Source organism: Bradyrhizobium sp. BR 10261 (assembly GCF_019455395.1).
Lineage (GTDB): Bacteria > Pseudomonadota > Alphaproteobacteria > Rhizobiales > Xanthobacteraceae > Bradyrhizobium > Bradyrhizobium manausense.
In genome coordinates, this window is sequence record NZ_JACOFQ010000003.1 from 77,398 (window position 1) to 96,782 (window position 19,385).

The window sequence follows — 19,385 nt, forward strand, 5'->3', positions numbered from 1 at the left end:
CTCCACATCCGTCCACCATCACCCCGTCACGACCTCCTCCACACCCGCCGCCAGATCCACCCCCGGCGGCACCGGCATCGGCACCGTCACGAAATCCTTCGGCAGATTCACCGGCCGATAGTCCGGCTCCACGTCCATCCGCTTCAGCACGCTCTCATGCACATGCGCGCCTTCGGGCATGAAGCGCGGCTCGGCGTCGGGAATGTAGAAGCCCCACACCACCTTCCGCTCCCGCCATTCCCGATATTTCGCGCGCTTCGGCAGATATTCCAGCACGCGCCAGAGTGCCGTCATCGAATTGTGCAAGCCCCCCGCCTTGCCCGTGAACGCGGGCGGGACATATTGGAACGGCGAGTTCTTGCGCTGGATGCCCCAGGCGAGCTGGTTCACGGTGCGCTTGTTGAAGTTCAGCCCGGCCTTCTCCGCCTCCTCGATCATCCAGAGCAGCGGGTATTTCGATTCCGCGCTCGTGGCCTCCGGATAGCCGCCGCCGACGTCGCAATGCACGCCGGCGAACCACACCTGCAAAATGTCCTGCCCCACCTTTTTCTCGTCGGGCACGTAGCGGTTGCTCCAATATTCCTGCGGCTCCTCATACGCCTTGAGGCGGAACATGCGCCGCCGTTCGTCGATCGCGATCGCCTGGCGGAAGATGTTGACGCTCGGATTGCGCCTGACGAAGGCGAGCTCCTCCAGCGTGAACACCAGGAAGAACACGTCGCGCCGCGGCACGATCACGCTCGCCACCGTGTCCCAGACGCCGATGAAATGGATGGTCGGCCAGCGCGTCGAGGTGATGCGCGCGAACTGCGCGGCGAGGTCGAATGCGTCCTTCGGCAGCGGCCCCTGGTCGTCGACCACGATATCCTTGAGGTCCTCGATATCGTTGCCGCGCCCGAGCCCGGAATATTGCTTGTAGGCGACGAGGCCCGAGCCTGCGAGGTTGGCCTGCTCCGGCGAGATCAGGCCGACTTTATGGATCAGCCCCGCCAGCACGCGCACGGTATAGGCGCCGCGCGAAAAGCCGAACAGATAGATGCGGTCGCCGGGCGCATAATGCTCGATCAGGAAGCAATAGGCACTGAGCACGTTGTCATCGAGCCCGTAGCCGGTGGCGAGCCCCAGCACCAGCTTGATGTTGGCCTTCCACCTGTTCCAGGTCGACGGCTCCGTCACCGTGCCGACCCCGGGATCGTAAAACACCATCTGCCGCGGATGGGTCTTGTCGGTCTTGCGCAGGCAGCGATACAGCTTCAGGACGTTGGAGATGTTCTCGCTGATCTCGTTGCCGGTGCCGTCACAGCAGATGACGAGGTTTTTCGACTCGGGTTTGGCCGCGTACTCCATGGGATGCGCCTCCGGGTGATGCTACCGGGGCGAGTATAGCCGAAATGCGCGACGGCGAGGAGACGGCAAGCGGTGGCGTCAGGCGAATACGCGGCCGGGCCACAAACTCCGCCGTCGTCCTGGCGAAGGCCAGGACCCATACCGCGTGATTCATCTGTATCGATCGGTGCTAATCCCGAACGACCGGTCTTCGCCAAATTCTCCCTGTGGTAATGGGTCCTGGCTTTCGCCAGGACCGACGAGGAGAGGCGAAAAATCCTACTTCTTCTTCCCCGGCCCGAAATCCGGCTGCCAGGCCGCGTCCTTGCGGCTGGGGGCCGCGGCGATCACCTTGGCCTTGTCCTTCTTCGGCTTCTTGGCTTCGCGGTTGCTGCGCTGCTGTCCCTTGGCCATGGCGTCACGCTCCTTTGCTGGTTTGAGTTCGTCCAGTTCATCCGATTGCAGCACGCGACCACGCGGCGTGCAGACGCGCACGTCCATGTAGCCGTCGCGCAGCAGCTTCTGCGCCAGCCGCAGCGCCACGGTGGCGTTGCTGCGGCCGTGATTGGCGCTGCCATATTCGCCCGTCGCCCAGATCAGATAGGGCACGCGCACCGGCCTAGCCATGAAACAGCGCCGCCGCGCCGACGAGAAGCAGCAGGAACAGGGGAACGACGACAGGCGGAACGATCCATTCCGAGGCGCGAAAAGGCGGCATCGCATGCTCCTCTCGCGGACACGCGGAAGGCGTGCCCTGGCGACTGAATTGACGGCGGGAGCGCACGTGACCCTCAGTCACCGGTCGATGCCGTAGCGGGAATGCGGTGATGGCTGCAAGCCTACGCCTCCCCACCGCCAATAGCGAGAGCTAAAACGCCGCGCGCGCAGCCACCGCCGGCCGATGGGTCCTTCACACCTCCCACTCCGTCATTGCGAGCTCGCAACGACGCGTCGAGGGAGAGGTGACACCGGGCACAGCGACGATAGCGCTGGCTATTGCCGCGCAAGAAGCGCATGCTCGCGGTCGCCGGCGTCGGTTGGGGCCGCTCTCGCAGCAAGGCAGGCGTGCATGACCATCCGTTCGCGGCGGGAAACCGTCACGTTCAAGCATCCGTTCCGCATCCACGGCATCGAGCGCGTGCTGCGCCCGGGCGCCTATCAGGTGATCGCCGACGAGGAGAGGCTCGAAAGCGAGACGGTCTCGGCGTGGCGCCGCGTCGGCACGTCGATCATCGTGCCGGCGGAAAGTCCTGCCGGCACCATGGAGATGCTGTCGATCCGCGCATCCGATCTTGCCGACGCGATCGCGTCCGATGCGAGCATCGCCAATGACTGATCACCCCGTCGATCTCGACAAGCATCGCGGCATGGCCGCGCAGAAGGCCACCGATTTGCGCCGCTCGCTCGCCGAGGTCGAGAACCATGTCCGCGAGCTGCGCGAGCGCGAGGCCGATCTCGAACATCGCCTGATGACGGTGCCATCAGTCTCCTGGCCCGAGGCCGCCGTGAAAGCGCGCTACCTCCTCAACCTCTACGCCGCCAGCCTCCCCACTGAGGACACTCGCCACCGCGCCCTCGTCGCCGCCCTGCTCGACGATTTCGCAAGACTCGGCGGGGATAGTTGAAGCGGGCCGCGGGCCGCCAGCGCGACCAAGTCTCGCGCGCGGAATACAGCTGTCGTCCCGGCGAAGGCCGGGACCCATAGTCACCGCAGCAAGTTGTCACTGAGGCTTGTGCCACAGCGTGCTTCGACAAGAGTTGACCGGGGTTATGGGTCCCGGCCTTCGCCGGGACGACGCACAATGAAGGAGTCCCCCATGCCCCTCACCAGCGGCCGCTTCATCGGCCACGAGCAGGACCGCGGCATCATCCAGTTCTCCATGCACGACGGCGCGAAGGAAATCCCCTGCGCCATCTCCACCTCCGCAATGGACGATCTCGAACGCGGCCCGAAAGTCGCCACCGAGCACCGCGAAGCCCAGTTCACCCGCCTCCGCGACCGCATCGAAACCCGCGCCGCCAGCAAATACAGCGCCTGCGAATTCGAGGGGACACCGCCGGGAATAGTGCTGCGGAGCATTGATTTTCGGGGGTAGGGGGAGCGGCTACCTTGTCGAAGCACGCCGGCATGATGCTCCGTCGCAGCCTCGGCTGTTGACATTAACCATCTGTTAACCATGCGGGCGCCTAATGTCGGCGATGGGGGGATTCACCATGCCGGCCCATGTGACGCGACTGAAGTTGATGCCTGTTTCGGCCGATCCGGCCATCCAGTCGGTGGCGAGGCTGGCGGTACGCGCCAGGGCCGTCCTACAGGGCAAAACGCCTGTCCTACGGAGCAAAGCCATGTTCGGAAAGGACGACCTCGTGGACCATCTCAGCCGCGATCTCGATCGCGCGCGCGAAAGACGCGACGCACTCGCATCCGAAGCCACGACGCTGACGGCCCAGATCGCCGAAATCGAAGCCCGCCTCATCGAGGAGAAGAAAAGGCGGGAGCGCGAGCGCGTCCTGGGCGAGATCGAAGCGATCAAGACGCGAATCAAGCAAGCCGCCGGCGCATTTGCACCTGTCGTCGACGGTCTCTCGAGGGCGATCGAGCAGGCTACGGCAGTCGTGCCCGAGGCGCGCGAGCTCAATAGTTTCCTGGTGTCGGTGGCGAGCGAGATCGACAGCGTGCTCGATCCCCTGTTGCGCGAACTTGATCAGCGCGCGGATGGGGTGCGAGGGGGACAGGCCGTGCCGGAGCTGCCGAGTCCGGCCCATGAAGCGCCGCCAGTCGAGCTGCCGAAAGACACCAACGAGCGCCTGCTTCGCTTCCCGGCGTGGCTGTCTCGCGACAAGGAGGCGGACAAGAAGGAAACCGCAGAGAGCCCGCGCAGCACGGCAGCGTAAAGCATCGACGCGTTGCGCAGCTTAAGAAGCGACTGAAATGCGGCCAGCATTTTCAGGAACTTCCTATTCACTTTTCGTCATGCCCGGGCTTGTCCCGGGCATCCACGTTCTTCGTGCAGTGGGAAAGGTCGTGGATGGCCGGGTCAAGCCCGGCCATGACGATGTGGAGGCATCGCACTCAAGCTCACGAAGACAAACGTGATTGTCCCGCGCTTGGCAGGCAACCGCTCCAGCCGCTCAATTGGCCGCGCGGCGCAGGAAGGCCGGGATATCGAGAACGGCCTCGTCGGGCGCATTGCGCGCAGGCGCGCGGCCTTGGGGATGCAGCGGCTGAATTGCCGCCTGGCGCGCATACTCCATGCCCGGCCTTGCTGGTGGTCCCACGGGATGATGCGGCTGCGGGCGGAGCGGCGGGCTTTCTCCTTGCGGAAGGGGTGCGCTGCGCTCGATGCGATCGGCGATGCGCCGGCCGTCATTGCGCAGCTTTCCGGCGAGTTGGGCGAGGGCGGTTTCCACCGGCAGCGCCTGCGCCGCGTCGAGATTGTCTATGCCGGTCGCCACCACCGAGACGCGGACGATGCCTTCGAGGCTCTCGTCAAAGGACGCGCCGACGATGATGTTGGCGTCCGGGTCGGCCTCGTCGCGAATGCGGGTGGCGGCTTCGTCGACCTCGTACAGCATGAGATCCTTGCCGCCGGTGATGGAGATGATGAGGCCGCTGGCGCGCTTGATCGAGGGATTCTCGATCAACGGGTTGGAGATCGCGGCCACGGCGGCGGCAAGCACGCGCTTCTCGCCCGAAGCCTCGCCCCGTCCCATCATGGCCTTGCCCTTCTCCTTCATGACGGAGAGGACGTCGGCAAAATCGAGATTGATCAGGCCTTCCTTGACGATGAGGTCGCTGATGCAGGCGACGCCCGAATACAGCACCTGGTCGGCCAGGGCGAAGGCATCGGCGAATGTGGTCTTCTCGCTGGCGACCCGGAACAGGTTCTGGTTCGGGATGATCAGGAGGGTGTCGACCGTCTTCAGCAGCTCCTCGATGCCGGCTTCGGCGAAGCGCATGCGGCGCTGGCCCTCGAAGTAGAACGGCTTGGTGACCACGCCGATGGTGAGAATGCCGAGCTCGCGCGCGATCCTCGCGACGACGGGTGCGGCCCCGGTGCCGGTGCCGCCGCCCATGCCGGCCGTCACGAACACCATGTGCGCGCCGGTCAATTGATCGCGGATCGTATCGATCGCCTCTTCGGCCGCGGCGCGTCCCAGTTCTGGCTGCGAGCCGGCGCCGAGGCCCGCGGTCACCTTCGTGCCGAGCTGGATGAGGCGGCTTGCCTTCGACATGGCCAGCGCCTGCGCGTCGGTATTGGCGACGACGAACTCGACCCCCTGCAGCCCGGCGGTGATCATGTTGTTCACGGCATTGCCGCCGGCGCCGCCGACGCCGAACACGACGATGCGGGCCTTCATTTCATGGATATCGATATTGCCAGCCATTTTTCCCTCGCGATTGGTCCGGCAAGCCGGGGATTAGAGAAAGTCTCAAATGCTACCCGCATGATTCGGAAAAGTGCGCTGCGGTTTTCCGAATAAGATCATGCGCAAATAACAACCTAGAGCGCGATGACTACTCATCCTGACCTCATCGCGCTCTAGCCATGCGGTCTGCCTGCACGATCGAAGCGGCCAGGTGGCCCAAGCGAAGCGCGGCGTGCCCGATGAGCGAGCCGCCCGCGCGGCGATCGGTCCGCAGCGCCGTCATTTCGTCTTCCAGTCGTGCCGCCCACGCATTGGCGGCCGTCGCCTCGGCGCTCGCCTGCTGCAGCTCGACGGCGAGGCGCTCGGCGCGCTCCCGCTCGCGCTCGAACACTTGCCTGTAGGCGGTTGCCACGTCTTCGAGCCGCGCGATCTCCGCCTTGAAGACCTCGGTCTCAGAAGCGTTTTCGAGCGAAGTGGATACCGGTTCGCGCAAGGAAAACGCGTCAGGATAAAAATTTAGAGCCCCGTTCCGACTCCGTCGGAACGGAAATGGCTCTAACGCCTCGATCCTCGCCATGGAGTCCCCGATGGGGTCGGCCCGGCGACCCGTCCTTGGGCGGGGCGTGTACCGCAGTTCGGAGAAATCAACCCTCACCAGGGCCTTGCCGTCATCCGAACGCGAGCGCGGCAGGCGGCGACGTCTCGCCAGCGACCGCGCGGCCTCGCGCGAGATATTGAGGCGGGCACTTAAGTCGGCATACGTCAACAACGCAACAGACATCGGCGCTTCTCCTGGAGCGAACCGGGAAGGCATTTCGGGCTAATGATGGCTGGACGATTACAGCAGGCTAGGCTGCGTTGGTTAATGCGCGGTTAACACCCGCGCGGTGCTGTTTACCGGTGCTGTCACCGTGCCGCCCCTGGGGATCGGAGCGCCGACCTGGGGATCGGAGAGCACCATCCGTCGCGACTGCGTCTTGGCGGTCTTTCGCCGGCAGCAAGAGCCCCAGGACGTTGGAGATGTTCTCCGAGATCTCTTTGCCGGTGGCGTCACAGCAAATGACGAGGTTTGCCATCAGGAAAGCTGCTCGCCAAATCAGAGTGGCATCCACAGTTGAAGTCACGTTTGCTTGTGCTGCTTCAGCTCTTGAAGGCTGATTTTTCGCTCAAGCTCGGGGACAGCATCGGTCAGAAGTTGGCCAACAAAGCTTTGCTTGATGCTCCGATCATAGAGCTATCGGACCTCGCAAGTGGCCAAGGGGCCCCAGTGCATGTGTCCACGGTGCATCACGTAAAGGGCGAAAGCATTGGCGCTGTTATGTACATTGCTGACAAAGCGCAAGTGCGGAAGATGCTAGACGGAACAAACACCGAAGAGGGTCGTATCGGGTACGTGGCCGTAACACGCGCACGTAATCTCTTTGTTCTCGCCGTCCCTGAGAATTGTATTGGGAGTTTTGAGTCTGAACTCGTCGCGTGCGGATTTTCAAAAGCTGGTTCGGCCTAAGCTGGCGGTAAGCACCAAGCTAGAAACCTGTCGTAGGGGAGTCTCAAAACAAGAACGGCCGGATCTTCCGATCCGGCCGCAACACAAACTCTACTCGGCTAAGCCTACGCCACGCGACGCAACCTAGCCCCCGCCCAACTCAAAAAATCTCAGCTGGCCTTCTTGGCCGGCGCGTCGCCGACCTTCTTCTCGATGGCGCGCTTCAGCTCGACGGCGCGCGGCGAGAGGGCGTCGGTCTTGGCCTTGAGCAGGTAGGCATCGAGGCCGCCATTGTGGTCGACGCTCTTCACCGCGTTGGTGGAGACGCGCAGGCGCACGTTGCGGCCCAGCGCTTCCGAGATGAAGGTGACGTTGACCAGGTTCGGCAGGAAGCGGCGCTTGGTCTTGATGTTGGAGTGGCTGACCTTGTGGCCGACGAGGGGGCCCTTGGCCGTCAGTTCGCAGCGGCGAGACATGGCATAAATCCTTACTTCGAACCCCCAATGATTGCGGCCGCCTTCAGGGGCGCCACGGGGGCAAATTCTTTCGTCCTTGCAGGGAGCGGGCGGACGTATAGGGGGAGTGGGGCGGGTAGTCAAGGATTTGGGGCGGGATTCATGCCACGCAGCAGGTGTCATCGCCCGGCTTGACCGGGCGATCCAGTATCCCAGAGGCAGGCGTTTAAGAGCTCGCTCTTGCCGGATCGGCCGCGGCGTACTGGATGCCCCGGTCGAGCCGGGGCATGACAGTGGAGCAAGCGGGGAGAGGTATCCAAGCCCGGCGCGCCGAACCCCGGCCAATCACCAAAACGGCAATGTTTAAAAACCCTTACCATCACATAAAGGGCGTAATCGCCGCTGAATAGTCAGGTCGGTTCCCTCAAAGCTTGGCCCTTGGGACACATTGCTTACCGCCGGAACAGGCTTAAGTAATAAACACACGTTTTCCGATTGGATCGTCTCGTGCACACGTTCCCCTTCATTCCGCCCCGGCTGCGCGCGGCCGGCAGGCTGGCCGTTGTCATCAGGCTGGCGCTGGCGGCTGTTGGCGGGCTGGTTTGGGTGTGGGGAACGCAGCCGGCGGCGGCGCAGGGCAAGCTCGAGGCGCAATATGAGGCGACGCTGTCAGGCATTCCGGTCGGCCGCGGCGCCTGGAATATCGATATCCAGGACGACGTGTTTTCCGCGGCGGCTAGCGGCGGCACCATAGGCATTCTGAAATCCTTCGCCGGCGGGTCCGGCACCGGCGCCTCGCAAGGCCGCGTCGTCAATGGCGCGCTGGTCGCCTCCGCCTACCAGGCCTCCACCACCACCTCGAAGAAGACCGAAGAGATCCACATCACCCTGGACAAGGGCAATGTGAAGGATTTTGGCATTATCCCGGAGCCGCCTGTTGATCCCGATCGCATCGTCGTCACCGAGGCGCATCGCCGCGGCGTGTTCGATCCGATGACGGCCTCGCTGGTGCGCGTGCCTGGAAACGGCGATCCGCTGTCGCCCGAGGCCTGCCACGGCTCAGCGCCGGTGTTCGACAGCCGCATGCGCTACGAGCTCAAGCTCGATTTCAAGCGCATGGAGACCGTGAAGGCGGAGAAGGGCTATCGCGGCCCGGTTGTGGTCTGCGCGCTCTATTTCGTGCCCGTGGCCGGCTACATTCCTGACCGCCCCGTGATCAAATACCTCGCCGCCCAGCGCAACATCGAGATCGCGCTCGCCCCGGTCGCGGGCACGCGGATCCTGGTTCCGTTCTGGCTGAAGGTCCCGACCCCGCTCGGCCCCGCCATGCTGGAAGCCACCAGCTTCATCACCACAGCCCAGCCGCCAAGAGTGGCGAAGACGCAGTAGGCCGCGCTGCGCACCCCGCCCACCGCCGTCATTCCGGGGCGCGCCCCTTGGCGCGAACCCGGAATCCATGGGGCCGCAGAGTCCGCCGCGCGATGGATTCCGGGCTCGTCGCTTGCGCTCCGCCCCGGAATGACGGATGGAGACGCGCTGCACGCGATATCAATGACTTACCTACTGTGCATGGGGTTGTTTTGGCGACATGCCTCGGAGGGCCACCATTTGTCGCGAATCCATTTGACTCCGCCCCGATTCTGATTCGACTCGACGCCATCCCCAACTTAAGGGTTTCCGCCCCCACATCGTCGCTTGTGCGGCACCCCAAAACTCCATCTAGTGCACACGCAAAACGAGTCCCACGACACCTTGCGTGAACGGAACGGGACTCACCTGGGAGTCAGCGATTCGGCCGCGATTCGTTCTAGAGTCGTTCCGAAGCTTAAGGGATGAGGAAAAAGCGTCGCAAAGTGAGACAGTTGGGCGGGATTTGGGGAAGCCGCTTCCACCACACACTCGGTGTCATCGCCCGGCCAGTGCGCAATTGCGCACTAGGACCGGGCGATCCAGTACGCCGAGGCGGTTGTAGGTGAGCCGATGGGCTGCGGCGTACTGGATGCCCCGGTCAAGCCGGGGCATGACAGCGGTGCACCCCTTCGCCTCATCACGCCCTGACTTTCGCCCAATCAGCCATTACCTATTCCGGCAGACATGGCCTTTCCTCCCTCCCCCTTCGCTTCCGAGCGCGTGCCCGGCGCTGGCGTCACTGCGGTGCTCGGGCCGACCAACACCGGCAAGACCCATCTCGCCATCGAACGGATGCTGGCGCATTCGTCAGGGCTGATCGGCCTGCCGCTGCGCCTGCTGGCGCGCGAGGTCTATAACAAGATCGTCGCCCGCGTCGGCCCCGAGGCCGTCGCGCTGGTCACCGGCGAGGAGAAGATCAAGCCCAGGAGCCCGCGCTACTGGGTCTCGACCGTCGAGGCGATGCCGCGCGATCTGGATGTCTCCTTCCTCGCCGTCGACGAGATCCAGATCGCCTCCGATCTCGAGCGCGGCCACGTCTTCACCGACCGCATCCTCAACCGTCGCGGACGCGACGAGACGCTGCTGCTGGGCGCCGCCACGATGCGCCCGATCATCGAGCGCCTCTTGCCGGGCGTCTCCATGATCACCCGTCCCAGGCTGTCGCAGCTGGAATTCGCCGGCGACCGCAAGATCACGCGCCAGCCGCGCCGCACGGCGATCGTCGCCTTCTCCGCCGACGAGGTCTACGCCATCGCCGAGCTGATCCGCCGCCAGCACGGCGGCGCCGCCGTGGTGCTGGGCTCGCTCTCGCCGCGCACCCGCAACGCGCAGGTGGCGATGTTCCAGAACGGCGATGTCGATTATCTCGTCGCCACCGATGCTGTCGGCATGGGCCTCAATCTCGACGTCGACCACGTCGCCTTCGCCTCCGACCGAAAGTTCGACGGCTTTCAGTTCCGAAGGCTCACGCCGGCCGAGTTCGCGCAAATCGCCGGCCGTGCGGGGCGCGCCACGCGCAACGGCACCTTCGGCACCACGGGCCGCTGCGGCCCGTTCGAGCCGGAGCTCGTGAATGCGCTCCAGAACCACATTTTCGATCCCGTGAAGATGCTGCAATGGCGCAACTCGAAGCTGGATTTCTCTTCCCTCGGCGCGCTCCAGGTCTCGCTCAACCTCGCCCCCGGCCACGAGACGCTGACGCGCGCGCCGATCGCCGAGGACATGCGCGTGCTCGACCACGCCGCCCGCGACGTCGAGGTGCGCGATATCGCGCATGGCAAGGCGGCCGTGGAGCGGCTCTGGGAGGCCTGCCAGGTCCCGGACTACCGGAAACTGTCGCCTGCGGCCCATGCCGAGCTGGTGACGACGCTCTACGGCTTCCTGATGCGGAAGGGCTGCATCCCCGATTCCTGGTTCGCGGCCCAGGTCGACCAGGCCGACCGCGTCGACGGCGACATCGACACGCTATCGGCTCGAATCGCGCAGATCCGCACCTGGACCTTCGTCGCCAACCGCCCGGACTGGCTGAAAGACCCCGATCGCTGGCAGGGGATCGCCCGGGAGGTCGAAAATAAATTATCGGATGCGCTCCATGAACGCTTGACGGAGCGTTTCGTTGATCGCCGGACCAGTGTATTGATGCGCCGCCTGCGGGAGAACACGAGCTTGAATACGGAAATCGGCAAGACCGGCGAAGTTATCGTCGAAGGCCATGTCATCGGCCGCCTCGATGGCTTCACCTTTGCACCGGATGCGGCGGAAGCCGGCTCCGATGCGAAAGCCTTGCAGGCTGCCGCGCAAGCGGTGCTCGCCGGCGAGATCAATACGCGAGCCGAAAAACTCGGCAACGCGCCGGACGATCAGTTCGTGCTGACCTCCGACGGCACCATCCGCTGGACCGGCGACGCCGTGGCGCGGCTGACGGCCGCAGAGGAGGCGCTGCATCCGCGCATCCGCATCATCTCCGATGAGCGCCTCACCGGCGCTCCCCGCGAGAAGGTGCAGGCGCGGCTCGACCTCTGGCTCAAGACGCATATCGAAAAGCTGCTCGGGCCGATGTTCGAGCTGTCCAAGGCCGAGGACGTCACCGGCATTGCCCGCGGCATCGCCTATCAGCTGGTCGAGGCGCTGGGTGTGCTCGAGCGCCCCAGAATCGCGAACGAGCTGAAGGATCTCGACCAGCCCTCGCGCGCGACGCTGCGTAAATACGGCGTCCGCTTCGGCGCCTATCACATCTATTTCCCCGGCATCCTGAAGCCCGCCGCGCGTGCGCTGGCTGCGCTGTTGTGGGCGCTGAAGCAGGACAACGTCGATCTGTCGGCGCTGTCGGGCGCGCAGCACCTGGCTTCATCCGGCCGCACTTCGTTCCCGGTCGACAAGAGCTTGCCGCGCGATGCCTATCGCGTGCTCGGCTACAAGCAGGCCGGCGAGCGTGCCGTGCGGGTCGACATCCTGGAGCGCCTTGCCGATCTGATCCGGCCCGCACTGGCCTGGCGCGAGAACTCGCCCGGCGAAAAGCCCGCCGGCGCGTTCGACGGCCGCAGCTTCGTTGTCACACAGGCGATGACCTCACTCACCGGCTCCGCCGGCGAGGACTTTGCCTCGGTGCTGCGCGCGCTCGGCTATCGCATGGAGAAGCGTGCACCGCTGCCGCCGAAGCCGGTCGCGCCTGTGGCTGCGGAAACGCCGGCTGCTGAGGCATCTGCAGAAGCGCCTGCGACCGAACAGGCGGTCGCACCCGCGGATGCCGCGATCGAAGCCGTCACCGTCGAAGACGCGCCCGGCATGGAGCAGCACGAAGAGGCCGCTCACGAAGAGCCGGCGCTCGAAGCCTCGTCTGATTCGCCCGTCACGCCCGAAGATGCCCCCGGCATTGCCCCGCCGGTGGAAGAGGCTGCTGCACCGGCAGAGGCTGGCGCTGAAGACGCTCCCGCCGAAACCGCCGCAGTGGAAGCCGCCGCCTCTCCCGATGCCGCTGCGCCGGTCGAGGCGGCGCCGGCTGAAGCTGCGGCTGCGCCCGCTGAACCCGAGCTCGTCGAAGTGTGGCGTCCCGGTGGCCGTCACGAGGATCGCAAGCCGCGTCACGAGCGTCATCGCCATCAGCGCCACCACAATCAGCGCCCGCAACAGGCGAGCGCCGAGGCCGGTGCTGAAGGCGCCACGGCCGCGCCGGGCGAAGCCGCCGAGGGCGCGAAGCCGGGTGAGCGTCATCGTCACGGCGGTCATCGTCGCGACGGCGGCAGGGATTTCCGCAAGCCGCGTGAAGGCGGCGAGGCTGGTGAGCGCCGCGACGATCGCAATCGCAGCTTTCAGGGCAAGGACCGCGACAAGGATCGCGATCGCAACCGCGACAACAAGAAGTTCGGCGGCGATCGTGACAAGGGCCGCGAGCATCGTGGCGGCCGCGACCGCGACAAGAGCAGGGATCGCCGCGACCGCGAGTCAGGTCCGTCGCTGCGTCCCTACGCCTCGAGCGCGAGCCCGCGTGAGCGCGATCGTCCCGCCGATCCGAACTCGCCTTTCGCCAAGCTCGCCGCGCTGAAAGAGCAGCTGTCGGGGCGCAAGGAGTAATCCCACGACCACCGAGCGGCAGCGCCTCGACAAATGGCTGTGGCACGCGCGGGTGGTGAAGGCGCGGACCTCGGCGGCTGAACTTGTCGTAACAGGCCACGTCCGCATCAACGGCACGCGTGAGAAATCGCCGGGCCATGCGGTCAAGATCGGCGACGTCATCACCGTCGGGCTCGATCGCACCGTGCGCGTGCTCAAAGTGACTGCTTTCATCGAGCGCCGCGGCGATGCCGCCTCGGCGCGCCTGCTCTACGAGGAGCTCGGCGACATAAAGCGCAATTAGTTGCGCATAGTATTCATTTCTTGGTCGATCAACCACACAAAGCCGCCATGATCGGGGCTTCCCGACCTTGCAGCGCGGGGCCATCCGCGCTACGCAAGCCGCGACTTTTAAAAGAGCTTTTCGGAGCGTTGGATGACTTACGTCGTCACTGAAAACTGCATCAAGTGCAAGTACACCGACTGCGTCGAGGTCTGCCCCGTCGACTGTTTCTACGAGGGCGAGAACATGCTGGTCATCCATCCTGACGAATGCATCGATTGCGGCGTGTGCGAGCCGGAATGTCCGGCGGACGCCATCAAGCCGGACACCGAGCCGGGCCTGGAAAAGTGGCTCGAGGTGAACTCCGAATACGCCAAGAGCTGGCCGAACATCACCCAGAAGAAAGAATCACCTGCCGACGCCGAGGAGTTCGACGGGCAGGAGGGCAAGTTCGAGAAATATTTTTCGAAGAATCCCGGCTCCGGAGACTAAATTCCGGCGCAAACTTAACCCTAATAGCGTCGTCAGCGCCGAAAACCAGCCCACAAGACCCCTAAATCATTGATTTTTGCGGGAAATGTGCTATATTGGGCACATTAAGCCGAACCCCGTCAGCCCGCTTGGCCCCTCTGGGTTCCCGTGAAACCAAATGTCGAAACAGGGGCGTGGCAGTTTCCGCGCGCAGGCTGTGTCACAGAAAACGCGTAAAAAGAGTACTTCAGCGAGGGCTTCCCATAAGGAGGCCAAAAAAGTCGCCGCGGCCAGCCGTAGCGCATCCAAGGGTCGGACCGCGACGAAGGCGCCGGCTGCAAAGTCCTCGAAGAACAAAAGAAGCGCAATGCCTAACAAGACTGCCAAACCGGCCGCGAAAGCGACCGTTGCCAAGCCTGCTGCTGCCAAGGCTCCCGCGGCCAAGGCTCCCGCTGCCAAGCCCGTTGCTCCGAAGGCTCCCGTTGCTGCCGCCCCCGCCAAGGCCCCCGTTGCTGCTGCCAAGCCGGCCGTGAAGGCCGCTGCACCCGCGCCGAAGGTCGAGGAAAAGAAGGTCGTGACCCAGCGCCAGGGCTTCAAGGCCAATGAATTCGTCGTCTATCCCGCCCACGGCGTCGGCCAGATTCTGGCCATCGAGGAGCAGGAGATCGCCGGTGCGAAGCTCGAACTGTTCGTCATCAACTTCATCAAGGACAAGATGACGCTGCGCGTTCCGACCGCCAAGGTCGCCAATGTCGGCATGCGTAAGCTGTCCGAGCCGGCGCTGGTGAAGAAGGCGCTCGAGACCCTCAAGGGTCGCGCCCGCGTCAAGCGCACCATGTGGTCGCGCCGCGCCCAGGAATACGAAGCAAAGATCAATTCGGGCGACATCGTCGCGATCGCGGAAGTCGTGCGCGACCTCTATCGCTCGGAGTCGCAGCCCGAGCAGTCGTACTCCGAACGTCAGCTCTACGAAGCGGCGCTCGATCGTCTGTCCCGCGAGATCGCGGTCGTGCAGCACTCGACCGAGACCGAAGCGGTCAAGGAGATCGAGGCTCAGCTTGCCAAGAGCCCGCGCCGCGCCAATGCCAAGGCGGAGGCCGCCGACGGCGAAGGTGAGACGGATGCCGAGGGCGATACCGATGATACCGATGGCGACGACACCACCGTCGCCGACGAGGCCGCGTAAGCATCTCGTCGCGTCGATCGCAACAGTTCAAAAGCCCGGCCGCTCGGCCGGGCTTTTTGTTGAGGCGCGTGATCCAACGGCGGCCGAAGCTTCGCCATGGTCACGCGCGCGCCTGGGTCCAGATCGCGATCGGCCGCTCGAGCCCGCGGATCGGTTGGGGATCGCAGGCGATCAACGATGCAAATACTCCGGCTGTGCTGCCGAGCTCCAGCTTGGCGCGGCTGACGAGGTCGTTGCTTGCCACCAGCGCGCAGTCGAGCGTGCGCGTCAGCCCCTCCAGTCGGCTTGCCGCATTGACGGTCGCGCCGATCACGGCAAATTCCAGACAGGTGTGCCCGATGTCGCCGAGGACCACCGGTCCGTAATGCAGGCCAAAGCCGACGCGCATCGCTGGCTCGCCGGCCGCCTTTCGTCGCGCGTTCCAGCCGTCCGCCGCCGCGATCATGGCCTGGGCACAGCGCAACGCGTTGCTGGCGTCGCGCGGGCCTGCGAAGGGCGTGCCGAATGTCGCCATCAATCCATCGCCCAGATATTTGTCCAGCGTGCCCTCGTGGCGGAAGACCTCCTGCTCCATCAATCCGTGGAATTCGCGCAGCGTCCGCACCACTTCGTCCGGAACGCGCACATCGGCAAAGGCCGTGAAGCCGACGATGTCCACGAACAGTACCGCGACGTCCTGGGTGCGCACCTGCTTCAACGGCTCGTCGTGCTTCGATAATTCCGTGACGACGTTGGGTGAGAAGTAGCGCGCAAGGTTACCGCGTTCCCGTTCCACCGCGGCGTGTCTGATCAAGAGATCGTTGCTGCGGCGAACCGCGAGCGCCAGCGTAACGGCCACGATCAGGAAGACGACGATCTCCTGGATGCGGAGGCCGAATCCGATCGAACTGGGTGAGATCAGCGCGAACAGCCTGTGATCGCTGCCCACCGCCTCCGCAATACGGGCGGTCAGCGCGGGATTACGATCAGGTTGCCACCACACCCAGACAAGGCCGATCGCCCACAGCGCCGCGGTCCATGTGCCGACCGCAATCACGGTTCGCCAGGAATAGGCCAGCGTGCCGGCGGCGAGCAACACGAAGAAGTAGATGAAGTTGCCGAAATGATATTGCATCGCCACCGGCCAGTGTGTCGTGCCGAACGGGTTCGGGACCACGATGACGAATGTGAGCAGCGCCAGGTCGCAGAACAAAAGCGCCAATTCCGGTCGCGAAACGCCGACCCGTCCGACCCTGAGCTGGGCCCAGCCGATCAAAGCGAACAGGCCGAGCAACGCCACGTAGTAGAGCTGCTCCCATGCCGGGTTGATGGCCAGCAACAGGCAGGCGATGACGGCCAGCGCGACATAGCGTGCCCGTACGGCCAGCTGCAGGCCCTCCCTCTTGCCGGCTTCGAGCGCGGCCTGTGCAAACTGGACGGTTTCGGCATCACGCTGGCTGCGCGCGCGCGACTGCGCCGTGGGCAAGTTGAAGCGCTCGACGAGCGTTGTCACAGGGCGGTCTCCTCGCTTGGCCGTTGCGGCACGGCGGCAGCCATCAGCTACCGCATCGGGCAGTCTAGTGATGCATGGCCGCGAGGTCATCAGCTTCGGCGAGTGTTTTCGTGCGCGCGCGGCGAACCGCTCACTTGACCGGTCGCTTCTCGAGCTTCCGCGCCAGCGTGCGGCGGTGCATGCCCAGCCGCCTTGCCGCCTCCGAAATGTTGAAATCGGTCTCGATCAGCGTCTGGTGGATGCGCTCCCATTCCAGCGTCTTGATCGAGGTCGGCCGCACGTCCAGCGCGACTTCGGCGTTGCCTTCGGCCTTGGTGAAGGCGGCTTCGATATCATCGGTGTTGGAAGGTTTTGCGAGGTAGTGGCAGGCCCCTAACTTGATGGCCTCGACGGCGGTCGAGATGCTGGCAAAGCCCGTCAGCACCACGATCAGCATCTCCTCGTCATGGGCATGCAGCAGCTCGACACAGGCGAGCCCCGAGGCGCCCCCGAGCTTGAGGTCGACCACGGCGTAGCCGAACGACCGGTCCTCAAGCACTTTCCGAACGTCCTCGATCGATGCGGCAAGCACAACTTCATAGCCGCGGCGCTCGAACGAGCGCTTCAGCGTGCGTGCAAAGCCTTCGTCGTCCTCGACCACGATGAGCGAGCGGTCAGGCGTCAAAGCGGCCTCCGATCGCGAGCGTGGCGAGCGGCAAGGTGAGCCGGACGGTGGCGCCGCGCTTCCTGTGGTTCTCCGCGGTCACGCTGCCCCCCAACTTGCGCACCACGTTCACCACCAGGAACAGGCCGAGCCCGCCACCGGCGCGGCCCTTGCTCGACTGATAGGGCTTTCCGAGCTGTGCCAGCATTTCCGGCGCGAAGCCCGGGCCGCGGTCGCTGATCGACAGCACCAGGTTGTCGCCCTCGCGCTCGGCGAGCAACTCGACCCAGTCGCGCGAGACTTCATAGGCATTGTCCAGCACGTTGAAGATCACCTGCTTCAGCGCGATGTCGGAGACGATCGCGACATCCTCGCCAAAGGTGTTGGTGAAATAGAGCGTCCGCGCCGAGCGGGCGTCGCGCCATTCCTCGACCAGCGCGGTGACGAAGTCCGTCACGGTCGTCGGCGAGGATCCTTCGCCGCGCGCCTCGCCGGCCGATACCAGAATGCCTGTTACGATGCTTTTGCAGCGTTGCAACGAGGTCTCCATCTCCGCGAGATCCTCGGCAAGCTCCTGATCGGCGACAAGATCGGGCATGCGGCGCCAGTCGCTGAGGATGACGGAGAGCGAGGCGAGCGGTGTGCCGAGCTCATGCGCGGCGCCGGAGGCGAGCAGGCCCATGCGGACGATGTGGTCCTGCTCGGCGGCGTGCTGCCGCAACGCCGCCAGATGCGCGTCGCGCTGACGCAAATTCCTGTTGATGCGGGTGACGAACACGACCAGCAGCACGGCGTTGAGAACGAAGCCGAGCAGCATGCCTGTGACGGTGAGCGTGTAGGTCTCGCTGAGGGGATTTGGCGGAAGGTCGAGCGGCCGATAGGCCAGCGTCAGCCAGACGAAGCTCGCGCAGGTCAGCGCCACCAGCGACCAGGTCGAACGGGAATCGAGCAGCACCGCTCCCAGCGTCACCTGGAGCAGGAACAACGAGGTGAAGGGATTGGTGGCGCCTCCGCTGAGATAGAGCTGCGCGGTCAGGGCGGCGACGTCGAGCATCAGCGCGACCAGAAGCTCATTGTTGGTGATCGCGGCGCGATGGCGCACCCAGACCAGGCTGGAGACGTTGAGCAGCACCAGCGCGCCGATCACCGCGCCCATGCGGGTGACGGGCAGGGGAATGCCGAGCCAGAAGTGCACGCCGCCGATGGTGACGATCTGGCCGACCACCGCGGTCCAGCGCAGCTGGATCAGCAGCGCCATGTTCTTGCGATTGGTCTCGTCGTCGGTGGGGGCAGCGCCGATCAGCTCGCTGCGCGCGTCCGCCTGCGATTGCAGCGTGACGGCCAGCTCGCCAAAATGTCGTCCATCGTCAGGTCGGTTCGACGATCGTTCCAGCATCTGATCCCGTCCTGCGGGCGGAGGCGTCTAGGCCGCCGGCCGGTTCGTGGACGAAGCGTTGGCGGCGGAACAGCCCGCCGCGAAATGTGACGAAAAGTCTACCGGCCAGCATGAAAGCCAGGGCAAACCACGTCAGCGCGTAGATCAGGTGGTTATTGGGAAAGCGGACCACGGTCAATCCGCCGATTGGACCGGGACCGGATCGTGATCCGGCATCGGCATCGATGAAAAAGGGCGCCACGTTGTGGAGATTGCGGGCCGCCGCAATCGCGGCGACATCCCGCGAATACCAGCGGTTGTGCTGGGGCACGTTGTCCCTGAGGAATCCGCCCTTCGGCTCGGTGATGCGCAAAAGGCCCGTGACCTCGACCCGGCCGTCCGGATTGCCACCCTGGTGCGCCGATGGGGCACGCCGCTCCGACGGCACGAAGCCGCGGTTGATCAGGACAGTCGTGCCGTCATCGCGCTCGAGCGGCGTCAGCACCCAATAGCCGGGGCCTTCCTCGGTGACGGCCTGAACCAGCGTCTCGCGGTCGTGCAGGAAGCGGCCGGCGACGCTGACATGCCGGTATTCGTCGCTGGCGGCGGTGATCGCCGGCCACGACGCCCGCGAGGGGATCGGCTGCGCCGCGGCATGAACGCGCTGCTCCACCCGGTCGATCAGCGCCAACTTCCAGGTGCGGCGCTCGACCTGCCAGACGCCGAGGGCCATCAGAACGACAAACGCGATGAGCGAGAGAACCGTGAGCCACAGGGACGGACGCGCAGCCCGTGCGGGGCTGCGCGTTTCGTCATCTTCCGGTCTCACGGGATTGC

17 protein-coding genes and 1 pseudogene are annotated in these 19,385 nt (G+C 64.8%); 9 read left to right on the top strand and 9 right to left on the bottom strand.

Annotated features, from left to right (window positions below; all coding sequences use genetic code 11):
• Positions 1-18 precede the first annotated feature (18 nt).
• Both HYH07_RS04190 and HYH07_RS04195 read right to left on the bottom strand, forming a co-directional pair.
• Positions 19-1,347, bottom strand: a complete 1,329-nt coding sequence (locus tag HYH07_RS04190) for a DUF2235 domain-containing protein (RefSeq protein WP_220001286.1) — start codon at positions 1,345-1,347, stop codon at positions 19-21.
• A gap of 258 nt (positions 1,348-1,605) precedes the next feature.
• Complete coding sequence (locus HYH07_RS04195) at positions 1,606-1,953, bottom strand: hypothetical protein (protein ID WP_220001520.1); 348 nt, start codon at positions 1,951-1,953, stop codon at positions 1,606-1,608.
• A 442-nt stretch (positions 1,954-2,395) separates the two neighbouring features.
• Between HYH07_RS04195 and HYH07_RS04200 the strand changes: the two genes are divergently transcribed.
• The 4 genes from HYH07_RS04200 (at position 2,396) to HYH07_RS04215 (ending at position 4,221) form a co-directional block, all read left to right on the top strand.
• Positions 2,396-2,662: a hypothetical protein gene (locus HYH07_RS04200; protein WP_220001287.1), complete on the top strand. Its 267-nt coding sequence runs from the start codon at positions 2,396-2,398 to the stop codon at positions 2,660-2,662.
• Positions 2,655-2,951 (top strand): hypothetical protein, encoded by a 297-nt coding sequence (locus HYH07_RS04205; RefSeq protein ID WP_220001288.1) that lies wholly within the window; start codon positions 2,655-2,657, stop codon positions 2,949-2,951. The genes HYH07_RS04200 and HYH07_RS04205 overlap by 8 nt, the downstream gene beginning before the upstream one ends.
• A gap of 192 nt (positions 2,952-3,143) precedes the next feature.
• Entirely contained in the window at positions 3,144-3,422 is a 279-nt protein-coding gene (locus tag HYH07_RS04210; RefSeq protein ID WP_220001289.1) for a DUF1488 family protein, read from the top strand.
• A 250-nt stretch (positions 3,423-3,672) separates the two neighbouring features.
• On the top strand, positions 3,673-4,221 hold the full coding sequence (locus HYH07_RS04215; RefSeq protein ID WP_228749228.1) for a hypothetical protein: 549 nt from the start codon (positions 3,673-3,675) through the stop codon (positions 4,219-4,221).
• A gap of 237 nt (positions 4,222-4,458) precedes the next feature.
• Here the strand turns inward: HYH07_RS04215 and ftsZ are convergent, their stop codons facing one another.
• From ftsZ to rpmB, 3 genes are all read right to left on the bottom strand, one after another.
• Positions 4,459-5,715: a cell division protein FtsZ gene (gene ftsZ, locus HYH07_RS04220; protein WP_220001291.1), complete on the bottom strand. Its 1,257-nt coding sequence runs from the start codon at positions 5,713-5,715 to the stop codon at positions 4,459-4,461.
• 145 nt (positions 5,716-5,860) lie between these two features.
• Complete coding sequence (locus tag HYH07_RS04225) at positions 5,861-6,478, bottom strand: hypothetical protein (RefSeq protein ID WP_220001292.1); 618 nt, start codon at positions 6,476-6,478, stop codon at positions 5,861-5,863.
• A gap of 875 nt (positions 6,479-7,353) precedes the next feature.
• Positions 7,354-7,659 (bottom strand): 50S ribosomal protein L28, encoded by a 306-nt coding sequence (gene rpmB / locus HYH07_RS04230; RefSeq protein WP_220001293.1) that lies wholly within the window; start codon positions 7,657-7,659, stop codon positions 7,354-7,356.
• Positions 7,660-8,217: 558 nt separating this feature from the next.
• Here rpmB and HYH07_RS04235 point away from each other — a divergent pair.
• The 5 genes and pseudogenes from HYH07_RS04235 to HYH07_RS04255 all read left to right on the top strand — a co-directional run bounded on the left by HYH07_RS04235 (position 8,218) and on the right by HYH07_RS04255 (position 15,038).
• The gene (locus HYH07_RS04235) at positions 8,218-9,027 is read left to right on the top strand and encodes a DUF3108 domain-containing protein (RefSeq protein WP_220001499.1); all 810 of its coding nucleotides are present in this window, start codon (positions 8,218-8,220) and stop codon (positions 9,025-9,027) included.
• Positions 9,028-9,732: 705 nt separating this feature from the next.
• Positions 9,733-13,119 carry a helicase-related protein gene (locus tag HYH07_RS04240; RefSeq protein ID WP_220001294.1) on the top strand — a complete coding sequence of 1,129 codons (3,387 nt, stop codon included), beginning with the start codon at positions 9,733-9,735 and terminating at the stop codon, positions 13,117-13,119.
• Positions 13,120-13,132: 13 nt separating this feature from the next.
• Positions 13,133-13,402, top strand: a pseudogene (locus tag HYH07_RS04245) (RNA-binding S4 domain-containing protein); the annotation flags it as partial.
• 132 nt (positions 13,403-13,534) lie between these two features.
• Positions 13,535-13,873, top strand: a complete 339-nt coding sequence (fdxA, locus tag HYH07_RS04250; protein WP_220001295.1) for a ferredoxin FdxA — start codon at positions 13,535-13,537, stop codon at positions 13,871-13,873.
• 346 nt (positions 13,874-14,219) lie between these two features.
• Entirely contained in the window at positions 14,220-15,038 is an 819-nt protein-coding gene (locus HYH07_RS04255; protein WP_220001296.1) for a CarD family transcriptional regulator, read from the top strand.
• A gap of 100 nt (positions 15,039-15,138) precedes the next feature.
• Here HYH07_RS04255 and HYH07_RS04260 read toward each other — a convergent pair whose 3' ends face one another.
• The 4 genes from HYH07_RS04260 to HYH07_RS04275 all read right to left on the bottom strand — a co-directional run bounded on the left by HYH07_RS04260 (position 15,139) and on the right by HYH07_RS04275 (position 19,377).
• Positions 15,139-16,530, bottom strand: coding sequence for an adenylate/guanylate cyclase domain-containing protein (locus tag HYH07_RS04260; RefSeq protein WP_220001297.1), 1,392 nt, complete (start codon positions 16,528-16,530; stop codon positions 15,139-15,141).
• Positions 16,531-16,660: 130 nt separating this feature from the next.
• A complete protein-coding gene (locus tag HYH07_RS04265) occupies positions 16,661-17,194 on the bottom strand; it encodes a response regulator transcription factor (protein WP_220001298.1) in 534 nt (177 codons plus the stop codon).
• Positions 17,184-18,569, bottom strand: coding sequence for an ATP-binding protein (locus tag HYH07_RS04270; RefSeq protein WP_220001299.1), 1,386 nt, complete (start codon positions 18,567-18,569; stop codon positions 17,184-17,186). The genes HYH07_RS04265 and HYH07_RS04270 overlap by 11 nt, the downstream gene beginning before the upstream one ends.
• Positions 18,541-19,377 (bottom strand): SURF1 family protein, encoded by an 837-nt coding sequence (locus HYH07_RS04275; RefSeq protein WP_409363879.1) that lies wholly within the window; start codon positions 19,375-19,377, stop codon positions 18,541-18,543. Before HYH07_RS04275 ends, HYH07_RS04270 begins: the two co-directional genes overlap by 29 nt.
• Between the last annotated feature and the right edge of the window lie 8 nt (positions 19,378-19,385).

Coding starts and splice junctions, on each gene's coding strand:
- rpmB (WP_220001293.1), bottom strand. CDS start 7,659: ATGTCTCGCCGCTGCGAACTGACGGCCAAGGGCCCCCTCGTCGGCCAC.
- HYH07_RS04205 (WP_220001288.1), top strand. CDS start 2,655: ATGACTGATCACCCCGTCGATCTCGACAAGCATCGCGGCATGGCCGCG.
- HYH07_RS04215 (WP_228749228.1), top strand. CDS start 3,673: ATGTTCGGAAAGGACGACCTCGTGGACCATCTCAGCCGCGATCTCGAT.
- fdxA (WP_220001295.1), top strand. CDS start 13,535: ATGACTTACGTCGTCACTGAAAACTGCATCAAGTGCAAGTACACCGAC.
- ftsZ (WP_220001291.1), bottom strand. CDS start 5,715: ATGGCTGGCAATATCGATATCCATGAAATGAAGGCCCGCATCGTCGTG.
- HYH07_RS04255 (WP_220001296.1), top strand. CDS start 14,220: ATGCCTAACAAGACTGCCAAACCGGCCGCGAAAGCGACCGTTGCCAAG.
- HYH07_RS04200 (WP_220001287.1), top strand. CDS start 2,396: ATGACCATCCGTTCGCGGCGGGAAACCGTCACGTTCAAGCATCCGTTC.
- HYH07_RS04225 (WP_220001292.1), bottom strand. CDS start 6,478: ATGTCTGTTGCGTTGTTGACGTATGCCGACTTAAGTGCCCGCCTCAAT.
- HYH07_RS04195 (WP_220001520.1), bottom strand. CDS start 1,953: ATGGCTAGGCCGGTGCGCGTGCCCTATCTGATCTGGGCGACGGGCGAA.
- HYH07_RS04270 (WP_220001299.1), bottom strand. CDS start 18,569: ATGCTGGAACGATCGTCGAACCGACCTGACGATGGACGACATTTTGGC.
- HYH07_RS04240 (WP_220001294.1), top strand. CDS start 9,733: ATGGCCTTTCCTCCCTCCCCCTTCGCTTCCGAGCGCGTGCCCGGCGCT.
- HYH07_RS04190 (WP_220001286.1), bottom strand. CDS start 1,347: ATGGAGTACGCGGCCAAACCCGAGTCGAAAAACCTCGTCATCTGCTGT.
- HYH07_RS04210 (WP_220001289.1), top strand. CDS start 3,144: ATGCCCCTCACCAGCGGCCGCTTCATCGGCCACGAGCAGGACCGCGGC.